Source organism: Pseudomonas sp. (genome assembly GCF_026224925.1).
Classification (GTDB): Bacteria; Pseudomonadota; Gammaproteobacteria; order Pseudomonadales; family Pseudomonadaceae; genus Aquipseudomonas.
Genome location: NZ_JAMFRV010000690.1, coordinates 1 through 3,182 on the forward strand (window position 1 = coordinate 1; position 3,182 = coordinate 3,182).

Below are 3,182 nucleotides of genomic sequence, written 5' to 3' on the forward strand. Positions count from 1 at the left end.
AGCAGCTTTCTGGCGACGGCGATGAGGGCGACCTTTGAAGGTTTTCCGGCCTCTTTCAGCTTGGCGTAGAATGTTTTCAGGTCTGGGTGATGTCGTGCTGCAGACAGAGCAGCCATGTACAGCGAGGTTTTGAGGGTAGTGCGCCCGCCTTGGGTAAAGCGTCTGCCACGACTGATCCCTGAGTCGCGATTGACAGGGGCGAGCCCAGCCAGCGCGGCGACCTGCCGGCGGCCAAGGGTGCCCAGTTCGGGCATTTGGGTGATCAGTGCGGCAGCTGTTTCTGCGCCCACGCCTTTGACCTTTTGGTAGGCATCAGACAGTGCTTTCCATGAAGGGTGATTGGCGATCATTTTGGTGATCTTGGTCGCAATTGCGTCGCTTTCCTTCCTGAGAAAGGCGACATGCCTGGCGATGCTTTTGCGTGTTTGATCATCGATATGGTCGGGGTTGGCGCGCTGTTTTTCCATGGCTTCCATGGTGATGAGCTGGCGGCGACGCACCATCAGCGCGGTCAGGGCATTGCGTGCAACATCGGGTTTGTGGCGGTTTTCCGGGCGTATTGCTTCGCCATACTGCGCCAGCATGGCCGCATCGGTCTTGTCCGTCTTGGCCAGGGTGCCCAATGCTCCGGCAAATCTGCGGGCCTGGCGGGGGTTCACGACCGCAACGGCAAACCCTGCATCGGCCAGCGTGTCTGCGCACAGCCGTTCGTATCCGCCAGTCGCTTCCATGATGACCAGGACAGAGGTGGTGTCGCCCAGATCTTCGAGCAGTTTTTGCAAGGCAGCAGGGGTGTATGCGATCCGCCAACTGCGCTTTTTGGGCAGCAGGTGGATATCAAGATGCGCTTTGGAAACATCGATGCCGACAAAGCGGTTGGCCGGTGGTAATGTGGTCATCGGACCCATCCTCGTTAACGGGCTCGATTGCCTAGATCGGCCCCGTCGATTGTTCGGGTTCACTACAACAGCGACCAGGGCCCTGGCTGTCGATCGGTCACGGCATCACTGCCTGACCACAGGCTCAACGGGCATACTGATCGCGCCGGTGTGGGATGGCCGTCCCACACCGGCACTCCAGTTTCTCAACGAGTTTTGGAGTTAGTGCAAACTAACGAGGCTCAGGACGAACGGATCTTGTTATTTTGGCCTTAAGTTCGCGCCTATGGGCCATTGCCCTTGCATCCCGTTACCGTCTTGCTTCGCGCGCTATTCAGGCCTTCTCGTCGAATTGGTCACTGGCATGGCGTCAGGATTGAACGGTCTGCGTGCGCCACAGGATAAACGTCGAATGCTTCGGCCCCTGGACGATCAACGGCGACACGCCGCCCGTCGCTCCGCCTTTCGAACTTCCGAGCGAGCGAGGATTGGCCAGGCGGGTTGCAACGGTTCGGAGTTTGATCGCATAATCGTGCTGGTAGCAATTTTGTAATTGCGTTTACAAATGACCCATTTTGGAGGTTAGCTGCCTTTCCCGCTTGGAGCGTCCCGAGCGGATTTGCGCAAACTTGCAAACAGGAAAAGCAAGATAAAGCCAATCGTCGCTATTGCTGCAGCCAGATTGACTGGGCGACCAATCGAATATTGGACATTTATCTTAAATGGCCAAAATAATTGCGAAGCCGCCAATGCGACGAGCGGAATGAAAACAACGCCGCGGAAGCGGACGCTCCACTCAAATCTGATCGCCGCGTATAAACATGCCCACAGGACAAGTCTGAAGGCACTGCTGAATATGTCGACCATGCGGGCACCATACTTCGACTAATAAATAAGGGCATCGCGAGACAATGCCTTCAACTCCTAATGTCCGCAACTGGGCGTTAGCTGCCACTTCAAACCAATGCCCGCAATCATTCGCCTGCCTTAGAAAGGCGGAACCCAACATTGAACCAGCAGGGCCGCTCGGTCATGGTAAGCGCGAAACCGGAAGCGGACCGTGAGCGACACCATTACCGCCCACATTGAGCAATTGCCCGCCCAGGCCGTGCCCGGTGTGGAATCTTGCCCGCCACCCGTCCCATTCTGGCGGGCCAGTTTCGTCGTGATGATCGGCATCGTCGCCTCGACCTTGGCGCAGGACAAGTTGCTCGCGCGGATCCCGCTGCGCAACCTGTTGAAGAACGACCTGCATCTCGATCGCACCGGGATGGCAATCTTCCTGTTTGCCGCAGGGTTTGCCTGGTATCTGAAACCGCTGTTTGGCGCGGTGATCGATGCATTTCCGATGTTCGGGTCGCGGCGGCGGTCCTACATGATCGTCGGCTCGGTGCTGGCGGCGCTCGGCTGGGCGGTTACCGGTGTCGGGTCGAACGCGTACGTGTCCCTGCTGGTGGCGATGATGCTGACATCATGCGCGATGGTGCTCGTCAGCTGTGCCACCGGCGGCCTGCTGGTCGAAACCGCGCAGGCTAGCGGCACAGCGGGCAAGTTGGCGGGAATACGCCAGGTTGCCAATTCGGCGTGCTTCATCGTTGGCGCACCGGTGTCGGGCTATCTGGCCGGGGTAGCTTTCGGGTGGACGGCGCTCGCCTGCGCGCTGATTGCGGCATCGCTGGTGCCGGTTGCGATCCTGTTCCTGCGCGAGCCGCATTTGCCGCCGCAACCGCTGTCGGCGCTGGGCGATCAATTGCGCGCGATCGGGCGGGCGCGGCCGGTGTGGGCCGCCGGCGCGATCATACTGATGTTCTTCATCGCGCCGGGCACCGAAAGCGCGCTGTTTTACCGGCAGCAGAACGACCTGCACATGACCACCGGCGCGCAAGGATGGATCGTGTTCGCGGCTTACGCGACCGGGATCGTGACCGCGCTGTGCTATACCCGCCTGTGCCGCCGCTTTACGCTGCGCTCGCTCCTGCTGATCGGCATCGGTGCCAACGCATGTACGCAGTCGCTCTATCTGTTCTACAACAGCATTCCGGCAGCTTTCGCGATCGAGGCGATCAATGGCGCCGGCTTCGCGCTCGCCGAACTGGCGTTTATGGACATGTCGGCGCGCGCGACCCCGCGCGGCAGCGAAAGCCTGGGGTATGCGCTGATGATCAGCGTGCGCACATTCGCGCTGTTTGGCACCGATATCATCGGCGCCAATCTGCTAGATCACCATGGCTGGCATTTCGACGGGCTGGTGCTGGTCAACACCGCAACATCGCTACTGGCGCTGCCGCTTGTGTTCCTGCTGCC

At 59.6% G+C, this 3,182-nt stretch carries 3 protein-coding genes; 1 reads left to right on the top strand and 2 read right to left on the bottom strand.

The genetic code is table 11. The features are described from left to right. Together M0974_RS28880 and M0974_RS28885 are read right to left on the bottom strand one after the other, a co-directional pair. On the bottom strand, positions 1–899 hold an 899-nt coding region (locus M0974_RS28880; RefSeq protein WP_297845131.1), incomplete at its 3' end, for an IS110 family transposase. A 561-nt stretch (positions 900–1,460) separates the two neighbouring features. Further along, the gene (locus M0974_RS28885) at positions 1,461–1,745 is read right to left on the bottom strand and encodes a hypothetical protein (RefSeq protein WP_297845128.1); all 285 of its coding nucleotides are present in this window, start codon (positions 1,743–1,745) and stop codon (positions 1,461–1,463) included. Between the two features lie 193 nt (positions 1,746–1,938). On the opposite strand from M0974_RS28885, the gene M0974_RS28890 reads away from it, so the two are divergent. Beyond that, a partial coding sequence (locus tag M0974_RS28890; RefSeq protein WP_297845130.1) for an MFS transporter occupies positions 1,939–3,182 on the top strand: 1,244 nt, incomplete at its 3' end.

Coding starts and splice junctions, on each gene's coding strand:
- M0974_RS28885 (WP_297845128.1), bottom strand. CDS start 1,745: ATGGTCGACATATTCAGCAGTGCCTTCAGACTTGTCCTGTGGGCATGT.